Raw genomic sequence first — 19,967 nt, 5'->3', positions numbered from 1 at the left:
TTAAGTTATGCTCGCCGTTCGTCGTGAACGTCGGAGCCCCTGAGCCTATGTCCCCCATTCGCCTGCTTGCCCCCCTCGCCCTCGCCTTGCTGGCCGCGTGCACCACGCAACCTGCGCACAATGTGACCGTGGAAAAACAAAGCGAATGTCCGGTGCAGCTCAGCAATGGGCAAAACCTGATCCTGAGCTTGCCGAGCAATCCGACCACGGGCTATCGCTGGGCGATCCAGGATTCGGCCGGCGGCGTCTTGCACGCCCTCGGGCCAGAGGTTTATCGAAACCCGGAAGATGCCGGAATCGTCGGTTCAGCCGGGGTCTCGACCTGGCGCTTCCAGGCCTTCGCGACCGGTACGGGACGCTTGCGCCTGACATCGCAACAGCCGTGGGCGCCGGAAGTTTTGCCGGTGGATTCGTTCGACTGCGCGATCTCGGTCAACTGACCGTGGGCTGGCTGATTCTGGCGCTGATGGGCGCGGTGACCTTCCTTTATGGCCTGAGCGTGCATGCCTCCCTGCTGTGTCTGCTGGTCAAGCCGTTGCCGGTACTGGCCTTGCTCGGCTGGCTGCATGACGCACCGCCAGGCGAGTATCGGCGCTGGATCAGCCTGGGCTTGATCTTCTCCCTGGTCGGCGACGTGTTGCTGGCGTGGCCGGGAGACTTGTTCGTGTTCGGCCTCGGGGCGTTTCTGGTCGCCCACCTGGCCTATCTGAAAGCGTACTTGAGCGATTGCCGGCGTCCGGCATTGCTGCCGCTGGTGCTGGCCCTCGGCGTTGGTACCATCCTGCTGGGGATTCTGATTTCCAACGGCCTCGGCCCGCTGCTGGTGCCCGTGATTGTCTATGGCACGGCGATCAGCGCCATGCTCTGGCGCGCGCTTGCACGGCTTGGCACCGACGTGCCCAAGCGTTCGGCGCTGCTGGCGGCAGGCGGAGCAGTGGCGTTCGTGTTCTCCGACAGCGTGATTGGCATCAGCCGTTTCGTGGTGCCGTTCGATGCCGCGCCGTACGTGATCATCCTCAGTTACTGGTTGGGGCAATGGGGGATCACTGCCTCGGCATTTGGCACAAAACCGCGCTGAGTTCTTCGCGAGCAGGCTCGCTCCCACAGGTACAGCGCAATCCTTGTGGGAGCGAGCCTGCTCGCGAAGGCGATCTCACTGACAACGAAGAATCCGGACCGCCCCACCGCTTTATCAGACAACCCGCGCATCCCCGCGCCAACTTGGCTAAAATGCCGGCCTTTTCCACCTACACCGCTGGAACCGCCGTGAGCAAAGAACCCGATCGCCTTTTCGCCCAGCCCTTGGCCCAGGTGCCTGACTTCGCCTTTAACGAGGACGTGGTGCGGGTATTCCCGGACATGATCAAGCGCTCGGTACCAGGTTATCCGACCATCGTGGAAAACCTCGGCGTGCTCGCCGCGCAGTTCGCCCAGCCGGGCAGCGTGCTCTACGACCTGGGCTCGTCGCTGGGTGCCGTGACCCAGGCCCTGCGTCGCCACGTTCGCACCGACGGTTGCCGCGTCATCGCTGTGGATAACTCGGCGGCCATGGTCGAGCGCTGCCGCGAGTACCTCAACGGTCAGGACTCGATGTTCCAGGAGCTGCTGCCGGTCGAAGTGATCGAGGGCGACATCCTCGCCCTGGAATTCCAGCCGGCCTCGGTGGTCGCGCTGAACTTCACCCTGCAATTCATCGCCCCGGACCAGCGCACGGCATTGCTGTCGCGTATCCGCCAGTCTTTGTTGCCCGGCGGCGCCCTGATCCTCTCGGAAAAACTGCGCTTCGAAGACGAGCGGGAACACGCACTGCTCACCGATCTGCACATCGCCTTCAAACGCGCCAATGGCTACAGCGAGCTGGAAATCGCCCAGAAGCGCAGCGCCATCGAAAACGTCATGAAGCCCGACAGCCTCGAAGAACACCGCGAACGCCTGCTGGCCGCCGGATTCTCTAAAGTCGTGCCGTGGTTCCAATGTCTTAACTTTGCCTCGTTGATTGCCTTGCCATGATTGATCTGTCTCCCCTCGCCCGCCGTCTGGCCGGTACGCCGCTGGCCGACTGGGCCAACACCCTGCAAGTGCAACTCGACAAGAAAATGGAAAAAGGTCACGGCGACCTCGAGCGCTGGCAAAGCGCGCTGGATGCCCTGCCGCAGATCCAGCCGAGCGAAGTCGATTTGCTCAAGGGCTTGAAGCTGGACACCGATTGCGACGCTGAAACCCGCGCGCAAATGCGCAGCGCCCTGATGGGCCTGTCGCCATGGCGCAAGGGGCCATTCGACCTGTTCGGCGTGCACGTCGACACCGAATGGCGCTCGGACTGGAAGTGGTCGCGGGTCGCTCCGCATCTGGACCTCAAGGGCAAGCGCATCCTCGATGTCGGCTGCGGCAACGGCTACTACATGTGGCGCATGCTTGGCGCCGGTGCCGACAGCGTGATCGGTGTCGATCCGAACTGGCTGTTCTTCTGCCAGTTCCAGGCGGTGCAGCGCTACCTGTCCGAACCAAATGCCTGGCACCTGCCCTTCCCGTTCGAAGACCTGCCGCCGAATCTGGAAGGTTTCGACACGGTATTTTCCATGGGTGTTTTCTACCATCGCCGTTCGCCGATCGAGCATTTGCTGGCGCTGAAGGATTGCCTGGTCAAGGGTGGCGAACTGGTGCTGGAGACGCTGGTGGTCGAAGGTGACAAACATCAGGTGCTGGTGCCTGAAGACCGCTACGCGCAGATGCGCAACGTATGGTTCTTGCCGTCGGTGCCGGCGCTGGAGCTGTGGCTGCGACGTGCGGGCTTCACCAATGTGAAGTGCGTGGATGTGAGCACCACGACGGTGCAAGAACAACGCAGCACCGAGTGGATGAAGTATCAGTCGCTGAGCGATTTCCTCGATCCCGAGGATCACAGCAAGACCATCGAAGGGCTGCCGGCGCCGATGCGGGCGGTGATTGTGGCCCGTAAGTAGCGCCCGATCTCCTGCCAATAGAGATCACCTGTGGGAGCGAGCCTGCTCGCGAATACGGTTTCACACTCAACGATGATGTTGGCTGACACACCGCTTTCGCGAGCAGGCTCGCTCCCACATTTGGTTTTGTGTTCAGTCTGAGGGCTTAGCCCGCCGGGCCTTGAAGAATTCGCTGAGCACCGTCCCGCACTCCTCCGCCAACACCCCGCCTTCATACAACACCCGGTGATTCAAAAAACCCTGGGTGAAGAACTGCCCCTGGCTCTGCACAATCCCGGCCTTGGGCTCCAGCGCGCCGTAGACCACCCGTGCGATCCGCGAATGCACGATCAGCCCAGCGCACATGCTGCACGGTTCCAGGGTCACATACAGCGTACTGCCCGGCAGTCGGTAGTTGCTCACGGCCTGGGCGGCGGCGCGAATGGCGACCATCTCGGCGTGAGCGCTCGGGTCGCTGGCGCTGATCGGGCAGTTGAAACCGCGCCCGATGATTTCGCCATCCTGCACCAGCACCGCGCCCACCGGCACTTCGCCGAGGGCGGCGCCTTGGGCCGCCAGGGCCAGGGCTTCACGCATGAAATCCCGATCACGGCTGCGGTCGATGATCGCGGTAGGACGTATCTGACGCATCACGCCACCTCGATGGCGGCCATCAGGCCGGTTTCCATGTGATCGATCACATGGCAGTGGAACATCCATACGCCAGGGTTATCGGCGACCAGCGCGACTTGCGCGCGCTCGTTCTTGCCCAGCAGGTAAGTGTCGGTGAAGTACGGAATGATCTTGTGCCGGTTCGAGGCGATGACCTTGAAGCTCATGCCGTGAAGGTGAATCGGGTGTTGGTACTGGGTCATGTTCTTTAATTCGAAAATGTAGCTCTTGCCCTTTTCGAGCCTGGCAATCGGGCGGTCGGCGCAGGTCTTGTCGGTGATGTCCCAAGCCTTGCCGTTGATCTGCCACAGGCTTGGCGGCTTGCCGTTGTCGACGTTGACCGATACCGAGCCGACCCATTCGAAATTGAAGTTGAGTTTCTCGGCATTGGCCAGGTCTGGCTCGGCGATTGGATTGGCCGGCAATGCCGGTGGCCACTCGGTCGGCGCGTCGGTGTTCGCCACGGAGCGCAATGTAGCCAAGCGTACAGGACCGTTGCGCAGGGACAGTTCCTCACCGGCCGGTGGCGCCTTGATCGCCAGGCAAATGCGCATGCCAGGGCCGAGCCAGTATTCCTTGCCGAGCGGCCGCGGCTCGATCGGGTTGCCGTCCAGCGCGTAGATCTGCGCTTCGACGCCGGGAATGTTCAGGCGATAGGTCAGGGTGTTATCGAGGTTGAGCAGACGCACGCGGGTGATTTGTCCAGCCGGCAAATCGATCACCGCTTGCGCGACGCCATTGATGGTCGCCAGGCGCCCCGCCGTACCGCCACGGGCCGCTTCACGGGGAACGCTGAACTCGACGAAATTGCCTGTTTCATCGACGTGCCAGCTTTTCAGGCTCAAGGTCTTTTCGTACTTGAAGCCGGTCGGTTCGCGCTCCTCGATGATCAGCGGGCCAACCAGGCCGCGGCCGAGCTCTTCGCTACTGTTCACGTGCGGGTGATACCAGTAGCTGCCCGCATCCGGCACGCGGAATTTGTAGTCGAAGTATTCGCCGGGCAGCACCGGCAATTGCGACACGTAAGGCACACCGTCCATTTCCAGCGGCAAGCGGATGCCATGCCAGTGAATGGTGGTCGCGACCGGCAGGTGGTTGATGAAGCGCACTCGCAGCCATTCACCCTGGCGCACCCGCAACTCGGTGCCCGGCGCCGACGGGCCGAAAGCCCAGGCCTGGGTCTTGTGCCCGGCGACCAACTCCACGTCCAACGGCGCCGCAATCAGCTCGTAATCGTGGCCGGCGTCGGCGTCAGCCATCTTGCCCAGCCAGTAGCGCGACGCGCCTCCAGCACCGACACCAACGACAACAAGACCGGCCAGGCCACCGAGGATTTGGCGACGGGTAAAGGACATGAACTCAACTACCTCACTTGAACGCGACGGACACTGGGCCCGCAAAAGGCGAATACGATACACCTGCAATTGAGAAAGAAACAGTAAAGCAGGCGTGACGCCGAGCCGCAGGAAGGTCCCGCAACAATGCAAAAAGCCGCGTGAACTCACGTTCACACGGCTTTTCATCCAGCAATCAACCCCTCAGGGCTGGCGCGGAATCACTCCCACTCAATGGTCGCCGGCGGCTTGCTCGACACGTCGTAGGTGACGCGGGAGATGCCGTCGATCTCATTGATGATGCGGCCGGAAACGGTTTCCAGCAGTTCGTAAGGCAGGTGTGCCCAACGCGCGGTCATGAAGTCGATGGTTTCCACGGCACGCAGGGCCACAACCCAGGCGTAACGACGGCCATCGCCGACCACGCCTACCGATTTCACTGGCTGGAACACCACGAACGCCTGGCTGACCTTGTGGTACCAGTCGGCCTTGCGCAGTTCTTCGATGAAGATGTGGTCGGCGCGACGCAGCAGGTCGGCGTATTCCTTCTTCACTTCGCCGAGGATGCGCACGCCCAGGCCCGGACCCGGGAACGGGTGACGGTAGACCATGTCATACGGCAGGCCCAGTTCCAGGCCCAGACGACGGACTTCGTCCTTGAACAGTTCGCGCAGTGGCTCGACCAGCTTGAGGTTCATTTCTTCCGGCAGGCCGCCCACGTTGTGGTGCGACTTGATCACGTGGGCCTTGCCGCTTTTCGCGCCAGCCGACTCGATCACGTCCGGGTAGATGGTGCCCTGGGCCAGGTACTTGATGTTTTCCAGCTTGCAGGATTCGGCATCGAACACGTCGATGAAGGTGCGGCCGATGATCTTGCGCTTCTTCTCAGGGTCGGACTCGCCGGCCAGGTTGTTGAGGAACTGGTCCTCGGCGTTGGCGCGGATCACCTTGACGCCCATGTTCTCGGCGAACATGGCCATCACTTGCTCGCCTTCGTGCAGGCGCAGCAGGCCGTTGTCGACGAACACACAGGTCAGCTGGTCGCCAATGGCCTTGTGCAGCAGCGCGGCAACCACGGACGAGTCCACACCGCCGGACAGGCCCAGCAGTACGTTGTCGGTGCCGACCTGGGCGCGAACCTGGGCGATCGCGTCTTCAGCGATCTTCGACGGGGTCCACAGCGCTTCGCACTCGCAGATGTCGAGGATGAAGCGCGACAGGATGCGACCGCCCTGCTTGGTGTGGGTCACTTCCGGGTGGAACTGTACGCCGTAGTAGCGACGCTCGTCGCTGAACATGCCGGCAATCGGGCAGCTCGGAGTGCTGGCCAGGACGTGGAAGTCACCTGGCATCCGGGTGACCTTGTCGCCGTGGCTCATCCATACATCGAGGCCGAGGACGCCGTCGGCGTCGACGTGGTCTTCGATGCCGTCGAGCAGGCGGCTCTTGCCGACCACGTCAACGCGGACATAACCGAACTCACGCAGATCGGAACCTTCAACCTTGCCACCCAGTTGCTCGGCCATGGTCTGCATGCCGTAGCAGATACCGAAGACCGGCACGCCCAGGTCGAAAACGGCTTGCGGGCAGCGAGGGCTGTTGGCTTCGTGGACCGACTCCGGGCCGCCAGCGAGGATGACGCCTTTGGGAGCGAATTCGCGGATCGCATCTTCGTCCATGTCGAACGGATGCAGTTCGCAATACACGCCGATTTCACGCACGCGGCGGGCGATCAGTTGGGTGTACTGGGAACCGAAGTCGAGGATCAGGATGCGGTGAGCGTGAATATCGAGGGCCATGGAAAAAAACTCTAAAAGCAGTTGCAAGCTTCAAGCTGCAAGCTGCAAGAAACTGGAAGCCGCGCGGTAACTGCATTAACTCAGCACCGCTTGCGGCTTATAACTTGTGGCTTTTAGCTGTCGGTGTCAGCCGACCCGATAGTTTGGCGCTTCCTTGGTGATCTGCACATCGTGGACGTGGGATTCGGCCATGCCAGCACCGGTGATCCGCACGAACTCGGGGATGGTGCGCATTTGCTCGATGTTGGCGCTACCGGTGTAGCCCATCGAGGAACGCAGGCCGCCCATCAACTGGTGGATGATCGCGCTCAGGGTGCCCTTGTACGGAACACGGCCTTCGATGCCTTCCGGAACCAGCTTCTCGGCGCCTGCCGAGGAGTCCTGGAAATAACGATCGGAGGAACCCTGGGCCTGGGACATGGCGCCCAGCGAACCCATGCCGCGATAAGCCTTGTACGAACGACCCTGGAACAGTTCGATCTCGCCCGGCGCTTCTTCGGTACCGGCGAACATCGAGCCCATCATCACGCAGGACGCACCGGCAACGATGGCCTTGGACAGGTCACCGGAGAAACGGATGCCGCCGTCGGCGATCAATGGAACGCCAGTGCCTTCGAGGGCAGCGGCAACGTTGGCGATGGCACTGATTTGCGGCACGCCGACACCAGCGACGATACGGGTGGTGCAGATCGAGCCAGGGCCGATACCGACCTTGACTGCGTCGGCGCCGGCTTCGGCCAGGGCCTTGGCGGCAGCGCCGGTGGCGATGTTGCCGCCGATGACCTGCACCTCAGGGAAGTTCTGCTTGACCCAGCGAACGCGGTCGATCACGCCTTTGGAGTGACCGTGAGCGGTGTCGACCACCACCACGTCAACGCCGGCAGCGACCAGCGCCGCAACGCGATCGCCGGTGTCTTTACCGGTACCTACGGCTGCGCCGACGCGCAGACGACCTTGATCGTCCTTGCTGGCCAGCGGGTAAGCCTTGGCTTTCTCGATGTCGTTGACGGTCATCATGCCCTTGAGGGTGAATTTGTCGTCGACGATCAGTACGCGTTCGATGCGGTGCTTGTGCAGCAGCTCGCGAACATCGTTCTTGTCGGCGCCTTCCTTGACCGTGACCAGACGCTCTTTGGGCGTCATCACTTCACGGACGGTGGCTTCCAGGCGGTTCTCGAATCGCACGTCACGGGAAGTGACGATGCCGACCAGGTCGCCGTTGTGCAGCACCGGGACACCGGAGATGTTGTGCATGCGGGTCAGTTCGAACAACTCACGCACGGTAGCGTCGGCGACGATGGTGATCGGGTCCTTGACCACACCGGCTTCGAAACGCTTGACCTTGCGCACTTCGGCAGCTTGCTGCTCGATGGTCATGTTCTTGTGGATGATGCCGATACCACCTTCCTGAGCCATGGCGATTGCCAGACGGGCTTCAGTGACGGTGTCCATGGCGGCGGAGACCAGTGGAATATTCAGCTCGATGCCACGGGTAAGGCGGGTCTTGAGACTGACTTCGTTAGGAAGCACCTCGGAATAACCGGGCACTAGGAGAATGTCGTCGAATGTCAGAGCTTCTTGGCTGATACGCAGCATCGCGGGGGCTCCCGAGCGGGAAAATGGAAGCGCGCCATTATAGTCAGACACCCCTTCGGGTTCAATGTAAAACTCTGTCTATTATTGGCTTTACTGATATACGGAGATTAATGCTGCTTTTTTGTAGGAGCGAGCATGCTCGCGATGGTCGTGAACGATAACGCGTACTGCCTGAAAACAAGCGTTGCCTGCAGGTTCATCGCGAGCATGCCGCAAGCGGGCACTCGCTCCTACAGGACGTCAAAGTTCGACTTTCACCCAACTGACGGGCTGATCGAGCCAATCGGCGAATTCGTCGAGAAAGCTCTGTTTGAACCCGGCTTCGGCCCAGTTGTTGAAGATGAACCCCAGGTTGGAGAAGCCGCATTCCTGCAGGAACAGGAAGCCGTTGATATCGTCTTCATGCCCGCATTCCGGACAAGTGAAGTTATCGGTACGCCCCGGCATCCAGTCTTCCAGGCTTTCGAACAGGGCCTCGCCGATTTCCTGGCGGCATTCGGCGCAGCCCGCTTCGCTCAGGAAACCTTTGGCAGGGGTATAGATGCAGCGCTTGGTGATGATTTCCAGGCCATTGATCTGTTCGCCGAAGGGCAGCGCTTCCGGGTGCAGGACCACGGCACGGGCACCTTCGCCGATGGCATGGGCCATGCGGTTGCCGGTGCGACCGCAGGTGCTGAGTTCTTCCTTGATGATGTCCTTGCGCACCAGCCAGCGCACGATCGCCCGAGCCCGGGGCTCGTGCACCGGCAATGTGGAGATTTTCGGGACGATGATGCTTTGCGAATTCATGGGGTACAGGCCTGACGCATTGATGAATGACCTGTAGGAGCGAGCAGGCTCGCGATGGACATAAGGACGCCGCGTTCATTCAGACAGCCCGCGTTATCGTTAACGTCCATCGTCGGAACGCCGCCCGGAGCATGCTCGCTCCTACAGATAGAGGTATAGGCCCGCCAGCGCTGTTTTTACAGCTCGACGACAACCGCCTGCGAAGCACGGGTCGCCTTGGCGCGGGCGGCTTCGATCGACTCGTCGCGCGCCAGGGCCACGCCCATGCGGCGCTGACCGTTGACTTCAGGCTTGCCGAACAGGCGCAGCGCGGTGTCCGGCTCGCTCAGGGCAGCGCCCAGGTTGGCGAAGGCGGTCTGGGTCGACTGCCCTTCCACCAGGATCACCGCCGAGGCCGACGGCCCGAACTGACGGATCAACGGGATCGGCAGACCGAGAATGGCCCGTGCGTGCAGGGCAAACTGCGACAGGTCCTGGGAAATCAGGGTCACCAGGCCGGTGTCATGCGGGCGCGGCGAGACTTCGCTGAACCATACCTGATCGCCCTTGATGAACAGCTCGACACCGAACAGACCACGGCCACCCAGGGCTTCAGTCACGGCTTTGGCAACACGCTCGGATTCAGCCAGGGCAATCGGGCTCATGGCTTGCGGCTGCCAGGACTCCTGATAGTCGCCCTTCTCCTGACGGTGGCCGACCGGCGCGCAGAAGGTGGTACCGCCGACGTGGCGCACGGTCAGAAGGGTGATTTCGTAGTCGAAATCGATGAAGCCTTCGATGATCACCCGACCTTTACCGGCACGACCGCCTTCCTGGGCATAGTCCCAGGCTTTCTGTACGTCATCGGCACTGCGCAGCAGGCTCTGGCCCTTGCCCGAGGAACTCATGACCGGCTTGACCACGCACGGGAAACCGAGGTCTTCGACGGCCTTGCTGTAATCCTCGAAGGTGTCGGCGAAGTGGTACGGCGAGGTCGGCAGGTCCAGCTCTTCGGCGGCCAGGCGACGGATGCCTTCGCGGTTCATGGTCAGTTGGGCGGCGCGGGCGGTCGGGATCACGGTGAAGCCTTCGGCCTCCAGCTCCACCAGGGTCGCGGTGGCGATGGCTTCGATTTCCGGCACGATGAAGTGCGGTTTCTCGGCTTCGATCACGGCACGCAGGGCAGCGCCATCAAGCATGTTGATCACGTGGCTGCGGTGCGCCACCTGCATGGCCGGCGCGTTGGCGTAGCGATCCACGGCAATCACTTCAACGCCCAGGCGTTGCAGCTCGATCACCACTTCCTTGCCCAACTCGCCACAGCCACACATCAATACGCGGGTCGCGGTGGGCGACAATGGAGTTCCGATACGGGTCATCTGAAGGTCCTCAAGAAGCGGATCATCGAGGGAAGCGCGCTTCCCAAGGGGAGAAAGCGCGGCATTTTACATGAACTTCAGCTGACGACAGCCTGTTTGCGCAGGCGCCAGGCCATGATCAGCCACACGGCGGTGACACCGGCGAATTTCGAGCCCAGGGCGGTGAGGATCACCCCCGGTGTCAGTGCGTCGATCATGCCGAAAAAGATAAAGGTATCGAGGGGAATGCTCAGGGCCGAACTTATCCACAGGCGATCATGCAGCGGACGTTTGGTGATACTGAACACCAGCCAGTCGATGCATTCGGAAACCGCGAAGGCCGTGGCGCTGGCAAGGGCGATGGACGGATCGGAGGTGACATAGGACAACACCAGCGCCACCAGCATCGCCACGAGAGCGCCATGCCCGAACCGGGTTTGCACCATGTCGCGCAGGATAAACACCAGACCGCCCCAGGCCGACCAGATGATGTCCAGGTGTGGCGCGGTGGAGAAGGCAAAGTTGATCAGCACGACGCTGCTGATGTAGGCGATCAGAAAGAGCATTGGAGTACCTGTCAAATTGGCGCACAGGATACTGTAGGAGCGAGCAGGCTCGCGATGGTGGACCAGACACCCCGGGGCATCAGGCAGCCAGCGTCATCGTTGACGACCATCGTCGGAACGCCGCCCGGAGCATGCTCGCTCCTACAATGTTCGCGCCTCAATTCCCCGGCCTGGTCCCGATCATCCAGACAAGCCCACTGGCCTTGGCCCGCTCATGACACAACCCCAGCACCTTGCGTCGCTCGTCGTTGGTCATGCGGCTCCAGCGGGTAATCTCCGCCACCGTGCGTTGGCAACCGGTGCAGATATCATCGTCGTCCAGCGCACAGATATTCACGCAGGGCGATGCTACCGGGCGTTCGCTGGCGGTCATTGTTCCTGCTCGGCCAGGTCGCGGGCATAACGCTGCGAGTTGTGCACGTAGTGGGCCGCGCTGGCCTCCAGCATCCTGATTTGCGCCTCGGTCAATTCGCGTACCACTTTGCCGGGCGAGCCCATGACCAGCGATCCGTCCGGAATCTCCTTGCCTTCGCCGATCAGCGAATTGGCGCCGATGATGCAGTTCTTGCCGATCTTCGCGCCATTGAGAATCACCGCATTGATACCGATCAGGCTGTTATCGCCCACGGTGCAGCCGTGGAGCATGGCGTTGTGGCCAATGGTCACGCCGGTGCCGATGGTCAGCGGATAGCCCATGTCGGTGTGCATCACCGTGCCGTCCTGGACGTTACTGTTCCTGCCGATCAGGATCAGTTCGTTATCGCCGCGCAGCACGGCGTTGAACCAGACGTTGGCGCCTTCTTCCAGCTTGACCTTGCCCACCAGCACGGCATTGGGGGCGACCCAGCTCTGCGGATGGGTTTCGACGCGGGCGTCGCCCAGGCGGTATTTCATTGTTGTATTCCTCAAGGCTCAGGCTGGCTTTTTCAGCAACATCCGGATTCAGGCCATTCGAATGACGGCTTCAGATATTGATAAAGCTTTTGGGAGGTTGGTGCAGGCTGATTTTGGCGTCATACAGCAGGTTGATCAACTCGACGATCATGATCGCCGTCAGCCCCCAGATCTTGTATTCACCAAAGCGATAGCTCGGCACATACCAACTGCGGCCCTGATAATCGATACGATGGGTATGTTCGCGGGGGTCTTTGCGGAAGAACTCCAGGGGCACGCTGAACACCGCGGCGATCTCGGCATCGTTGGCCTGGTATTCGACGAAATCCGGGATCACCCCGACATAGGGCGTGACCTTGATGCCATGCAGGCTGATCAGCGGGCTGAGCGGGCCGATCACTTCGACCAGCCCTGGCGGCAGGCCGATCTCTTCTTCGGCTTCACGCAGGGCGGTGAAAATCAGATCGGGGTCTTCCGGGTCACGGCGCCCGCCGGGGAAGGCGACTTCGCCGCCATGGGTCGACAGGCCGCTGGCGCGCAGGGTCAATAGCAGCTCAGGCTCGTCACTGCGGGTGATGGGCACCAGCACCGCGGCCTCGGGAAAACGACGGTCGGTCTCCAATGTGCGTGGAGTGTGGTGACTAACCCGATGCAGTAGCTCGTCCAGCATGAGTGTTCTCGATCTGTGCCTTACCCGGCATCATGCACCAATCGTTGCGGTCGCCCAACCCCCGCAACGGCCCCATGTCGCGAAACGACAACTTGCCGACAGACACTGCCGCACGCCAAGATAGGCCCAGCATTCAGGAACCCCAGCATGAAATTTTGCAGCCAGTGCGGTAACCCGGTGACCCAGCGCATTCCCGAAGGCGATTCGCGCCTGCGTTTTGTCTGCGACAGTTGTCAGGCCATTCACTACCAGAACCCCAATATAGTCGCCGGCTGCGTGGCGACCTGGGGCACCCGGGTGTTGTTGTGCCGGCGCGCCATCGAGCCACGCCGCGGCTACTGGACCCTGCCCGCCGGTTTCATGGAGAACGGCGAGACCATCGAGCAGGCGGCCATTCGCGAAACCGCCGAGGAAGCCTGCGCCCGGGTGCGCAACCTGAGCATCTATACCCTGATCGACGTGCCGCACATCAGCCAGGTGCACGTGTTCTTTCGTGCCGAGCTGGCGGACCTGGATTTTTCCGCCGGTCCCGAGAGCCTGGAAGTGCAACTATTCGACGAAGCGGACATTCCATGGGATGAGCTGGCTTTCCGCACCGTGGGTCGTACCTTAGAATGCTTCTTCGCTGACCGGCGGACCGAGGTCTATCCCGTACGGTCCGAATCGATCCCTCCGCTTGCTCAGCCTGCCAACTAAAAACATCTATAAATAAATAGTCGCGACACCTCCTGGGGAATCGTTTCAATGCGCTGGTTGCTTGCCCTGTTCTGCTTGTCGTTCGTCACGGTGTCCCAGGCTTCTGCCGTGGAAACCCTGGACGGCAAGGTCATCGAGAAAATCCTGGTTCTCAAGTCTTCCCATCAATTGCAATTGATCAATGACGGCAAGCCGCTCAAGACCTATCGCATTTCCCTGGGCAAGCGCCCCAAGGGCCCGAAGCTGATGGAAGGCGACAAACGCACCCCGGAAGGCTTCTACTGGGTCGACTGGCGCAAGGTCAGCGATAAGTTCAACCTGGCGATGCACATTTCCTACCCGAACATCAGCGACTCGGCCCGCGCCCGTCGTGAAGGCGTCGAGCCCGGCGGCATGATCATGATCCACGGCACCCCGGACACCGAAGACACCCCGGAAGACCTGTTCCACACCCTGGACTGGACCGACGGCTGCATCGCCATGCGCAACATGGACATGCGTGAAGTCTGGAACCTGGTGCCGGATGGCACGATGATCGAAATTCGTCCGTAATCCCCACGACCGTTGGTCGGCATCAAAAAATAAATTCAAAAGATCGCAGCCTGCGACGGCGCCTGCAGAGGTGATACCAATGCCTCCCGCAGATGCCGTCACAGGCTGCGTTCGTTGCACCCGCATCCCCCTCCATTAATACCACTTAAACCCCACCTGCCTTCTGATCACTCAGGCGGACCGTTCGCGCTGCATCTTAAGCCCGGTACTGGCGTTGACATGGTATTCAAGTGGTATTAGGTTTCGCCCAACTGCCGGGCGACAACAATCCCATACCCGCATCGGACAATGCCTAGATGAACGACCTACAGGCCCTGCGCCCCGACGACACCCAACCCACGCCGTTGTACCTGCAACTGGCGCGCAATCTGGAAGCGGCGATCCATGCCGGCCAGTGGAAAGCCGAACAGGCCATGCCCTCGGAGCGCAATCTGAGCGAAACCCTGGGCATCTCCCGCGTCACCGCCCGCAAGGCCCTGGAAGTGTTGTTCGAACAAGGCCTGATCCGTCGTAACCAGGGCTCCGGCACCTTCATCACACCGCGCCTTGAACAACCGTTGTCGCGCCTTTCCGGCTTCAGTGAAATGCTTCGTCTCAAGGGTTTCGTGCCCAGCTCACAATGGCTGGAGCGGGAAATCACCCTGCCGACCCACGAAGAACTGATCCGCCTGGGCCTGTCGCCCAATGACAAAGTCGCGCGCCTCAAACGCCTGCGCAAGGCTGACGAAACGGTCATGGCCATCGAAATGAGCACCCTGCCCGCCACGATCATTGCCAAGCCGCAAATGGTCGGCGACTCCCTCTACGCCTACCTCGACGGCATCGGCAAACCGGTTGTCCGCGCCCTGCAGCACATCCAGGCGATCAACGCCTCGGACGAATTCGCCGCGCTGGTCGGCATCGCCCCCGGCACCGCGATGCTGCTGATGACCCGGGTCGGCTACCTGGAAGACAACACGCCGATCGAAGTCACCGACACCTATTGCCGCAACGACTACTACGACTTTGTGGCAGAGCTTCGCCGCTAGAACGCTGCACCGCGAAACCGCCAAACCAGAGAATCGATCATGTCCGAAGACAACATCCTCACCGCGCAAGGCTGGGTTCGCGGCCGACTGCTCCACGCACACGGCAAAGTCGTGTCGATCGAAGGCGTGCCTTGCGATCCGGCGGACAACGATCTGCCGTACCTGCTGCCGGGCTTCATCGACCTGCACGTTCACGGTGGCGGCGGCAAGGACATCATGGAAGGCACGCCGGCTTTCGAAACCATCACCAAAACCCATGTGCGCTTCGGCACCACCTCGCTGCTGGCCACCACCATGACCGCACCGAGCGACGAAATCCTGCGCGTACTCAAAGCCGTCGGCGAATTCAGTGAGCAGCGCCCCAACGGCTGCGCCCGGGTGCTCGGTGTGCACCTCGAAGGCCCCTACATCAACCCAGGCAAGCTCGGCGCACAACCGAACTTCGCCCACACGGCGCTGATGACCGAAGTCGAAGCGTACCTGGCGCTCGCGCCGATCCGGGTGATCACCATTGCTCCGGAAATCGCCGGTCACGATGCCTTGATCCGCGACCTCAGCAGCCGCGGCATCCGCATGCAGATCGGCCACACCCTCGGCAGTTACGAGGAAGGCGTCGCTGCGCTGGAGGCCGGCGCGAGCAGCTTCACCCACCTCTACAACGCCATGAGCCCGCTGCATCACCGTGAGCCGGGAATCGTCGGCGCCGCACTGGCCCACGCCAAATACGCGGAACTGATCCCGGACCTGCTGCACGTGCACCCCGGTGCCATCCGCGTGGCCCTGCGCGCGATCCCGTGCCTGTACTGCGTCACCGACTCGACCGCCGCCGCCGGCATGCCCGACGGCGAATACAAACTCGGCAGCCACACCGTGACCAAGTGCCTGGGCGGCGTGCGCTTGCCCGACGGCACCCTGGCCGGCAGCACCCTGACCATGGATCAGGCCCTGCGTAACCTGGTGAAGATCGGCCTGCCCATCGCCGAAGCCTCCCAGCGCCTGTCGCAATTCCCCGCCGACTACCTCGGCATCACCGATCGCGGGCGCCTGCAACCCGGGGCCTGGGCCGACTGCGTGCGGCTGGATCGCTCACTGAAACTGACCGCCGTCATGGTCGAAGGAGAAGACATTGACTTCAAAAATGCTTGAAGAGGCGCTGTCCTCGTTCGAGGCCGTGCAAGCCCAATTGCGCCAACTCGACCCGCAGATGATCGAGATCGCCGGACGCCTGCGCCGTCAGCCGCCGCAAGTGGTCATGACCGTGGCACGCGGCAGCTCCGACCACGCCGCCAGTTACTTCGCCTACCTGACCATGCAACTGCTGGGCATCCCGGTGGCGTCATTGCCGATGTCGGTAGTGACCATGCAACAGGCGCCATTGAAGGTCAGCGGCCAGGTGGCGTTCGCCTTCTCGCAATCGGGGCAAAGCCCTGACCTGGTCAACAGCCTGCGTCTGTTGCGCAAGCGCGGTGCCTTGAGCATTTCGCTGGTCAATGCCGAAGACTCACCGCTGGAGGCGGCCTGTGAATTCAGCCTGCCATTGTGTGCCGGCACCGAAAGCAGCGTTGCCGCGACCAAGAGCTTCATCGCCACCCTCAGCGCCAGCGCCCGATTGATTGCCCACTGGAAAGAAGACGCCGAACTGCTCGAGGCCGGCTCTGCCTTGCCTGATGGCCTGCGCGACGCCGCGCAACAGGACTGGAGCCCGGCCATCGATGCCTTGCGCGATTGCCAGCGGCTAATGGTGATCGGTCGTGGCGCCGGATTCGCCATCGCCCAGGAAGCGGCGCTCAAGTTCAAGGAGACCTCGGCGATCCAGGCCGAAGCCTTCAGCAGCGCCGAAGTCCGCCACGGCCCGATGGCCTTGATCGGCGACAACTACCCGCTGCTGGTGTTTGCTCCACGGGGCGCCGAACAGGCCGGTTTGCTGAGCCTGGCCGCCGACATGCGCCAGCGCGGTGCCCGGGTCCTGCTGGCCGCACCGGATGACGTACTCGAGCGCGACCTGACCCTGACCCGCGCCGAACACCCGGCCCTCGACCCGATTCTGGCGATCCAGAGTTTCTACGTGATGGCCGCCGGCCTGGCCGTCGCCCGCGGCATGGACCCGGACCAGCCACGGCACTTGAGCAAAGTAACGCGCACACACTGAACGCAACACCCCCTGTAGGAGCGAGCATGCTCGCGATGGTGGACCAGACACCTCGGGGCATCAGGCAGCCAGCGTCATCGTTGACGAGCATCGCGAGCATGCTCGCTCCTACACGGGATCTTCGTTGTTCTGTAGGAGCGAGCACGCTCGCGATGGTGGACCAGACACCTCGGGGCATCAGGCAGCCAGCGTCATCGTTGACGACCATCGCGAGCATGCTCGCTCCTACACGGGATCTTCGTTGTTCTGTAGGAGCGAGCACGCTCGCGATGGTGGACCAGACACCTCGGGGCACCAGGCAGCCAGCGTCATCGTTGACGACCATCGTCGGAACGCCGCCCGGAGCTTGCTCGCTCCTACAGGGGGCGAACCGATCTGTACTTTTTATGAGACCGAGCCATGCATAACAACAATAAAGAGCTGACTTTAAGCGCCCCGCTCAGCGGCCCGGTGCTCACGCTCGCCAAAGTCCCGGACCCGGTGTTCGCCAGCGGCGCCATGGGCGACGGCATCGCCATCGATCCACTCAACGACACGCTCCACGCCCCCTGCGCGGGCGTGGTGGTGCATGTCGCCCGCACCGGTCACGCGGTGACCCTGCGTGCCGACAACGGCGCGGAATTGCTCCTGCACCTGGGCCTCGATACCGTCGAATTGCAGGGCCAGGGATTCTCGATGCTGGTCAAGGAAGGTACGCGCGTCAGCAACGGCCAGCCGCTGTTGCGCTATGACCTGGACAAGGTCGCGCAACAGTGCAAGAGCCTCGTCAGCCTGCTGATCCTCACCAACAGCCAGGACTTCCAGGCACGGCCCATTACCTTGAAATCGGTGAAAGTCGGCGAGCCGCTGCTGCACATCATCCGTCGCCAGACTTCGAGCGCGCCGGCCGATGCCGAGTTTGTCGGCGTCGAGTGTGTCGGCCATGTGCGCATTGCTCACCGTGGCGGTCTGCATGCGCGACCGGCGGCGTTGATCCGTCAGACCGCACAGGGTTTCAAAAGCAAATCGCAACTGCATTTCGCCGGCAAGTCGGCCACCTGCGACAGCTTGATCGGCCTGATGGGGTTGGCCATCGGTGAGCAGGCGGAAGTCCGGGTCAGTTGCCAGGGTCCGGATGCCGAAGCCGCGCTACAAGCCTTGCTGACCGCGTTATCCACAGCCCTGGCCGAAGACCGCCACGCCGCCGCGCCAGTCACGATTGCCCAACGCAATCGCCCCATCGAAGCCGGTGTATTGCAGGGCGTCTGCGCTGCGCCCGGCCTGGTCGGCGGGCCGCTGTTTCGCCTGAATGCGATCAACCTGCCAGTGGATGCGGGCCATCATGATCCGCAGCAACAACAGCAAGTGCTGGACGTGGCACGGAGCCAGGTGCGCAGCGAAATCGAGCACACGCTGACCCTGGCGAAAAAACACAGGGACACTGCGCAAGAGGCGATTTTCGCTGCGCACCTCGCACTGCTCGAAGATCCCGCCTTGCTGGACGCTGCCAGTCAATCCGTCGTTCAGGGCATGGCCGCGACTCACGCCTGGAGCCAGGCCATCGACGCGCAATGCGAGATCCTCCAGCAAACCGGCAGCACCTTGCTGGCCGAACGCGCCAACGACCTGCGCGACCTCAAGCAACGGGTGCTGCGCGCATTGCTCGGCGATACCTGGCATTACGATGTGCCGGCCGGCGCCATCGTCGCCGCCCATGAACTGACACCCTCCGATTTGCTGCAACTGAGCCAGCAGGGTGTCGCCGGGCTGTGCATGGCCGAAGGCGGCGCGACCTCCCACGTGGCGATTCTGGCCCGGGGCAAAGGCCTGCCGTGCATGGTCGCACTGGGCTCGACCCTGCTTGATCAGCAACCGGGGCAAGCGGTCGTGCTGGACGCCGACGGCGGCCGTCTCGAACTGACACCCAGTGCCGAGCGCCTGGCCGATGTGCACCAGTTGCAACAACGACAGCAGCAACGCCGGGCCGAACAACAGGCCCTGGCGTACACGCCTGCGCTGACCAGCGACGGCGTGCGCATCGAAGTTGCCGCCAATGTGGCGTCCAGCACGGAGGCGGCAGACGCCTTGGCCAATGGCGCCGACGGCGTGGGCTTGCTGCGTACCGAATTTCTCTTCGTCGACCGCCACACCGCCCCGGATGAACAGGAACAACACCACGCCTGTCAGGCCGTGCTCGATGCCATGGGCGACAAGTCGGTGATCATCCGCACCATCGACGTCGGCGGCGACAAGCAACTCGACTACCTGCCACTGCCCGCAGAAGCCAACCCGGTGCTCGGCCTGCGTGGCATTCGCCTGGCCCAGGTTCGTCCTGAACTGCTGGACCAGCAACTGCGCGCGCTACTGCACCTCAAGCCGTTGTCACGCTGCCGGATCCTGCTGCCGATGATCACCGAAGTCGATGAGCTGCTGCACATCCGCCAGCGCCTCGACGCCTTGTGCGGTGAGCTCGGCCTGGCGCAACGCCCGGAGCTGGGGGTGATGATCGAGGTTCCGGCCGCCGCGCTGCTGGCCGAGCAACTGGCCGAACACGCGGACTTCCTGTCGATCGGCACCAACGACCTGTCGCAATACACCCTGGCCATGGACCGCGACCATGCCGGGCTCGCCGCGCGCGTCGATGCACTGCACCCGGCCCTGTTGCGGTTGATCGCCCAGACCTGCGCCGGTGCGGCGCAGCACAACCGTTGGGTGGGCGTGTGCGGCGCCCTGGCGTCCGATCCGTTGGCCACGCCGGTGTTGATCGGCCTGGGGGTCACTGAGCTGTCGGTAAGCCCGGTACAGATCGGTGAGATCAAGGACCGCGTGCGTCATCTCGACGCCAGCGAGTGCCGTCGCGTCAGCCTGGGCCTGCTCAAGCTGAGCAGCGCCAGCGCGGTGCGTCATGCCTGTCATCAGCATTGGCCTCTGAGCTAAAGAACAACAAGAATCCATGGAGAAGCG

General features: G+C 62.3%; 20 protein-coding genes. 10 read left to right on the top strand and 10 right to left on the bottom strand.

Features of this window, described 5'->3' with window-relative positions; genetic code table 11:
• Positions 1 to 47: 47 nt before the first annotated feature.
• From CAG47_RS08310 to cmoB, 4 genes are all read left to right on the top strand, one after another.
• Positions 48 to 440, top strand: a complete 393-nt coding sequence (locus CAG47_RS08310) for a protease inhibitor I42 family protein (RefSeq protein ID WP_085724410.1) — start codon at positions 48 to 50, stop codon at positions 438 to 440.
• A gap of 2 nt (positions 441 to 442) precedes the next feature.
• On the top strand, positions 443 to 1,078 hold the full coding sequence (locus CAG47_RS08305; RefSeq protein WP_085724409.1) for a lysoplasmalogenase: 636 nt from the start codon (positions 443 to 445) through the stop codon (positions 1,076 to 1,078).
• Positions 1,079 to 1,266: 188 nt separating this feature from the next.
• Positions 1,267 to 2,010, top strand: a complete 744-nt coding sequence (gene cmoA, locus CAG47_RS08300; RefSeq protein ID WP_085724408.1) for a carboxy-S-adenosyl-L-methionine synthase CmoA — start codon at positions 1,267 to 1,269, stop codon at positions 2,008 to 2,010.
• Complete coding sequence (gene cmoB / locus CAG47_RS08295) at positions 2,007 to 2,963, top strand: tRNA 5-methoxyuridine(34)/uridine 5-oxyacetic acid(34) synthase CmoB (RefSeq protein WP_085724407.1); 957 nt, start codon at positions 2,007 to 2,009, stop codon at positions 2,961 to 2,963. Before cmoA ends, cmoB begins: the two co-directional genes overlap by 4 nt.
• A 132-nt stretch (positions 2,964 to 3,095) precedes the next feature.
• On the opposite strand, the gene tadA is transcribed toward cmoB, so the two are convergent.
• The 10 genes from tadA to CAG47_RS08245 all read right to left on the bottom strand — a co-directional run bounded on the left by tadA (position 3,096) and on the right by CAG47_RS08245 (position 12,599).
• Positions 3,096 to 3,593 (bottom strand): tRNA adenosine(34) deaminase TadA, encoded by a 498-nt coding sequence (tadA, locus tag CAG47_RS08290; protein ID WP_085724406.1) that lies wholly within the window; start codon positions 3,591 to 3,593, stop codon positions 3,096 to 3,098.
• Positions 3,593 to 4,969 (bottom strand): multicopper oxidase family protein, encoded by a 1,377-nt coding sequence (locus CAG47_RS08285; protein WP_085724405.1) that lies wholly within the window; start codon positions 4,967 to 4,969, stop codon positions 3,593 to 3,595. Before CAG47_RS08285 ends, tadA begins: the two co-directional genes overlap by 1 nt.
• A gap of 200 nt (positions 4,970 to 5,169) precedes the next feature.
• Positions 5,170 to 6,747: a glutamine-hydrolyzing GMP synthase gene (guaA, locus tag CAG47_RS08280; protein ID WP_085724404.1), complete on the bottom strand. Its 1,578-nt coding sequence runs from the start codon at positions 6,745 to 6,747 to the stop codon at positions 5,170 to 5,172.
• Positions 6,748 to 6,873: 126 nt separating this feature from the next.
• A complete protein-coding gene (guaB, locus tag CAG47_RS08275) occupies positions 6,874 to 8,343 on the bottom strand; it encodes an IMP dehydrogenase (protein WP_085724403.1) in 1,470 nt (489 codons plus the stop codon).
• Positions 8,344 to 8,583: 240 nt separating this feature from the next.
• Entirely contained in the window at positions 8,584 to 9,132 is a 549-nt protein-coding gene (locus tag CAG47_RS08270; protein ID WP_085724402.1) for a sugar ABC transporter ATPase, read from the bottom strand.
• A gap of 176 nt (positions 9,133 to 9,308) precedes the next feature.
• Complete coding sequence (purT, locus tag CAG47_RS08265) at positions 9,309 to 10,490, bottom strand: formate-dependent phosphoribosylglycinamide formyltransferase (protein WP_085724401.1); 1,182 nt, start codon at positions 10,488 to 10,490, stop codon at positions 9,309 to 9,311.
• Positions 10,491 to 10,567: 77 nt separating this feature from the next.
• The gene (locus CAG47_RS08260; RefSeq protein ID WP_085724400.1) at positions 10,568 to 11,035 is read right to left on the bottom strand and encodes a VUT family protein; all 468 of its coding nucleotides are present in this window, start codon (positions 11,033 to 11,035) and stop codon (positions 10,568 to 10,570) included.
• Between the two features lie 157 nt (positions 11,036 to 11,192).
• Positions 11,193 to 11,408, bottom strand: coding sequence for a DUF1289 domain-containing protein (locus CAG47_RS08255; RefSeq protein ID WP_085724399.1), 216 nt, complete (start codon positions 11,406 to 11,408; stop codon positions 11,193 to 11,195).
• On the bottom strand, positions 11,405 to 11,929 hold the full coding sequence (locus CAG47_RS08250) for a gamma carbonic anhydrase family protein (protein WP_085724398.1): 525 nt from the start codon (positions 11,927 to 11,929) through the stop codon (positions 11,405 to 11,407). The genes CAG47_RS08255 and CAG47_RS08250 overlap by 4 nt, the downstream gene beginning before the upstream one ends.
• Before the next feature lie 70 nt (positions 11,930 to 11,999).
• On the bottom strand, positions 12,000 to 12,599 hold the full coding sequence (locus tag CAG47_RS08245; RefSeq protein WP_085724397.1) for a CoA pyrophosphatase: 600 nt from the start codon (positions 12,597 to 12,599) through the stop codon (positions 12,000 to 12,002).
• Between the two features lie 147 nt (positions 12,600 to 12,746).
• On the opposite strand from CAG47_RS08245, the gene CAG47_RS08240 reads away from it, so the two are divergent.
• The 6 genes from CAG47_RS08240 to ptsP all read left to right on the top strand — a co-directional run bounded on the left by CAG47_RS08240 (position 12,747) and on the right by ptsP (position 19,940).
• Positions 12,747 to 13,295, top strand: coding sequence for an NUDIX hydrolase (locus tag CAG47_RS08240; RefSeq protein ID WP_085724396.1), 549 nt, complete (start codon positions 12,747 to 12,749; stop codon positions 13,293 to 13,295).
• Positions 13,296 to 13,343: 48 nt separating this feature from the next.
• Positions 13,344 to 13,847, top strand: a complete 504-nt coding sequence (locus tag CAG47_RS08235) for a murein L,D-transpeptidase family protein (RefSeq protein WP_085724395.1) — start codon at positions 13,344 to 13,346, stop codon at positions 13,845 to 13,847.
• A 296-nt stretch (positions 13,848 to 14,143) separates the two neighbouring features.
• Complete coding sequence (locus CAG47_RS08230; protein WP_085724394.1) at positions 14,144 to 14,875, top strand: GntR family transcriptional regulator; 732 nt, start codon at positions 14,144 to 14,146, stop codon at positions 14,873 to 14,875.
• Between the two features lie 39 nt (positions 14,876 to 14,914).
• Complete coding sequence (nagA, locus tag CAG47_RS08225; protein ID WP_085724393.1) at positions 14,915 to 16,021, top strand: N-acetylglucosamine-6-phosphate deacetylase; 1,107 nt, start codon at positions 14,915 to 14,917, stop codon at positions 16,019 to 16,021.
• The gene (locus CAG47_RS08220; RefSeq protein ID WP_085724392.1) at positions 16,014 to 17,024 is read left to right on the top strand and encodes an SIS domain-containing protein; all 1,011 of its coding nucleotides are present in this window, start codon (positions 16,014 to 16,016) and stop codon (positions 17,022 to 17,024) included. The genes nagA and CAG47_RS08220 overlap by 8 nt, the downstream gene beginning before the upstream one ends.
• A 399-nt stretch (positions 17,025 to 17,423) precedes the next feature.
• Complete coding sequence (gene ptsP, locus CAG47_RS08215; protein WP_085724391.1) at positions 17,424 to 19,940, top strand: phosphoenolpyruvate--protein phosphotransferase; 2,517 nt, start codon at positions 17,424 to 17,426, stop codon at positions 19,938 to 19,940.
• Positions 19,941 to 19,967: the final 27 nt, after the last annotated feature.

Origin of the sequence: Pseudomonas sp. R37(2017), from assembly GCF_002113375.1 — a bacterium.
Classification (GTDB): Bacteria; Pseudomonadota; Gammaproteobacteria; order Pseudomonadales; family Pseudomonadaceae; genus Aquipseudomonas.
This window is presented reverse-complemented; position numbering and strand designations above follow the sequence as displayed.